4 protein-coding genes are annotated in these 3045 nt (G+C 68.4%); 1 reads left to right on the plus strand and 3 read right to left on the minus strand.

What is annotated here, in order from left to right:
* Nucleotides 1-364: hypothetical protein (locus VFW71_07975; GenBank protein HEU5002700.1), on the plus strand; the 364-nt coding region annotated here is incomplete at its 5' end.
* A gap of 48 nt (nt 365-412) precedes the next feature.
* Here the strand turns inward: VFW71_07975 and VFW71_07980 are convergent.
* The 3 genes from VFW71_07980 to VFW71_07990 form a co-directional block, all read right to left on the minus strand.
* Nucleotides 413-1669, minus strand: a complete 1257-nt coding sequence (locus VFW71_07980) for an IS701 family transposase (protein ID HEU5002701.1) — start codon at nt 1667-1669, stop codon at nt 413-415.
* Nucleotides 1670-1738: 69 nt separating this feature from the next.
* Complete coding sequence (locus VFW71_07985; GenBank protein HEU5002702.1) at nt 1739-2734, minus strand: transposase; 996 nt, start codon at nt 2732-2734, stop codon at nt 1739-1741.
* Nucleotides 2735-2802: 68 nt separating this feature from the next.
* Nucleotides 2803-3045 (minus strand): hypothetical protein (locus VFW71_07990; protein ID HEU5002703.1); only part of this gene is annotated, 243 nt, incomplete at its 5' end.

Here is a 3045-nt window from a genome sequence, read left to right on the forward strand (position 1 = left end):
GTCGCTCCGCATCCCCCTCTGGTTGTTCCTCGCCACCCCGAGCGACCGCCTGCGCGACCGGGCCGGGCGGCTGGCCTCGGCGATCTCGTCACTGGGCGTCGCAGCCGAGGCGGCGGACTCCTCGGCGCAGGTCGGCGGCGGGAGCGTGCCGGCGGAGCCCCTGCCGTCGTCGGCAGTCCGGCTCACGCCCCCCTTCCCCGGCCCCTTCCCCGGCGAGTCGGACCTGGCACGCGGCCTGCGGGCGGGCGACCCGCCCGTCGTGGCCCGCCTCCACCGAGGTGCGCTGCTGCTGGACCTCCGCGCCGTCCCCGAGGCCGACGACCCCCTTCTGCTCGACGCCGTGCGCCGCCTCGTCCGGCCCTAATACTACTTTGTCAGTTAGGCAGGTGCCCGCTCTGGCACGCTCCTGAGCTCACGCGACAACAACTCCTTGGCCGCTTCGAGCCGGAGCCAGTCGCACACCTGGCGATGCACCTCCGGCAGGGACGCACGACGTCGGTCCGGCCGAGGGGGAAAAAGCCCGCCGCGGGCGTCCCGGGCGGGCGCGCTCCTGACGCTGCGGCCACTCGCGCCAGACCAGGAAGCTGTACGCCAGCATCACGCTCGCCGCGTGCCGGTGGAAGCCCGACCACAGCCGCCCCTGGTACTGATCCCAGCCCAGCAACCCCTTCGCTTCCTCGTGATACTGCTCCACCCAGTGCCGCCGGTGGGCATACTCCACCATCGTCTCCAGCGCCGTGTGCGGGCCGAAGTCGCTCCAGAAGTAGCGCCGCTTCCCGTCGGCGCTATCCTCCCCGATCAGCCAGCCGATCCGCCGCGTGCCGTCCCCCCGCACCCGCCAGCCGCGGGCCGCCACGAAGCGTGCGCCCAGCCAGCCCTTGCTGCCTTCGCGCCAGTGGATGGTCCGCCACGATCGCTGGCCCTGGGCGGCGACCGCCGCGTCGGCCCGTTGGGGGGCCGCCTCCCGCTCCACGGCCACGGCAAAGTCGCAGCGGACGGCGACCACGTGACGCTCCTTGCGGATGTCCAGACCATCCAGGAAGTTGGGGTTGTCGCCATAGTCGGCGTCGGCCGTCACGCAGGCGTGCGGGATGCCCAGGGCGCGGGCCTGGTCGAGCAAGGCCAGGGCGATCGCGGGCTTGGTCTGGAAGGTCACCTCCTCGGGGACGTGGGCCTTGGCCCGGCGGACGGGATCGTCGGCCCACGGCTGGGGCAGATAGAGTCGCATCGCCACGGGCCAGGCCACGGTCTTCTCGGCGTAGTGGCAGTTGACGCTGATCTGACAGTTGCCGCGCTTGCCGAGGGTGCCGGAGTACTGGCGCTGGACGCCCACGGAGCACTTACCTTGCTTGGCGAAGCCGGTGTCGTCGAAGATCAGGACGGCATCGCCCTCGGTGGGCAGGGAGAGCATCCGCCGGACCCGTTGGCCGTTGAGGTCGTCTTGGTCCCAGACCATCTCGGTGAGCAGGCCCTGGAGGCGCTGCTCGGAGGTGCCGGGGACGACCTGGGCGATGGTGTCGCAATTCTTGTTGGGCTGCTCGGTCAAGAGGCCGGTGAGGTAGCGTTCCAGTGCGGCGGGGCCCTCGCTGCGAGCGAAGTGGACGTGGAACGGTTCCAGGAACCGGGCCAGTTCCGGCAGCGCCTTCGTGGGTGCTTGCAGGACGCGCATGATGGGGTTCCTCCTCCTATTCTATGCAGGAGCTCCCATCCCACAAAGCAGTACTAACTGACATAGGAGTTACGCAGTAGCGGGCATCCGGTATCGGGGGCAGGTTCGGTAGGCGCGGACGGCCTCGCGGACGAGTGCGGCCTTGGCCTCGTACCAACTGACCCCCGTGGCATAGAAGTTCCACGACAGGCGGGCGAAGGCCCGGATCGCCATCCCGACGTGGTTCCGCTGCGCCCGGGCCGACCGCGCCTGGCAGCGCTCGACGTTGCAGCATTGCTTCAGCGCCCGGTGGTATTCCTCCACCGCCCAGATCCGCTCGGCCAGCTCCTGCCGGCCCAGTTCGTCCATCCCCAGCTCGTTGGTCGCCCAGTATTCAACGTCCCCGTCTCGGGAGACCGCCTTGAACACGCGGAGCGGGCCGAACCCTTCGAGATGGACGACCCGCCCCCCCGGCCCGATCGCCGCCTGCGAGACCGGCCGGTAGCCGCCGCGATCGACGTCGACCCGGCGGTTGCTCTTGAGCTGCGTCAGGAACGTCCAGCCCCGGTCGCGCACCCGCCTGAGGTTCTCCAGGCTGGCGTACCAGCTGTCGAAGAGCACGGCGCGCGGGCGGAAGCCGCGGCGGGCCGCCTCGGCGAGCATGGCGGCGAAGTGGTCGTTCTTGGTCAGGCCGTCGTTGGGCGCGTCGTAGAGCCGGTAGTCGAGCGGCAGGACGCGGTCGCCGTCGGACCAGACCAGGCTGATGAGGTTGATGCCCCAGACCACCTTGCGGTGCTTGCCCGACCAGTGGCGGTGGACCGGCTCGATCTTCCTGGCGTAGAGCTTGTCGAGGGTGGAGTCGTCGAAGATCAGGACGCCCTGGTCCTTCTCGAGAAGGGGCTCGACCTCGCGCCAGAGCGTCTCGGGGTCGGGCTCGAGGCGGTGGAGTAGGCGGGTATAGGCGTCGTGGGCGGGCGGGTCGGGCCCCGCCGGCCCGCTCCGCGCCGCCTCGCAGCAGCTGGCGACGCGGGGCGTGGCGATCAGGAAGTCGATGTAGTCCTCGTCGCAGCATTTGGCTCGGCTCATGGCCCGATCGTAGGGATCAGGCCCGGGTGGCGCAACCTGTGCCGATGTCTACTACTGCGTAACTCCTATTACAGTAGAATTACCACCGCACCGAGAAAAGCTTCCCAGCCTGTTGAAGAAGTTCTTGATTTACCTTGGGTTTCCGATTGCTTAAACGCGTAATATATTGTAATGGGGATTGCGTGGTGTGCCTGTTCAGCGAGTCGTCTCATTGCTTGAGACATGCCTCTCAAGAAGAATGCTTCCGCCCTCTCCTTATTTCCATGGCGGAAGGGAGTGGCAACTAACCCTGAAACAAGCGTAATGTGATC

The organism is Actinomycetota bacterium, from assembly GCA_035765775.1.
Taxonomy (GTDB): domain Bacteria; phylum Actinomycetota; class CADDZG01; order JAHWKV01; family JAOPZY01; genus DASTWV01.

Excerpts from the sequence above, each read along its gene's own strand:
- VFW71_07980 (HEU5002701.1), bottom strand. The coding sequence starts at position 1,669 with ATGCGCGTCCTGCAAGCACCCACGAAGGCGCTGCCGGAACTGGCCCGG.
- VFW71_07985 (HEU5002702.1), bottom strand. The coding sequence starts at position 2,734 with ATGAGCCGAGCCAAATGCTGCGACGAGGACTACATCGACTTCCTGATC.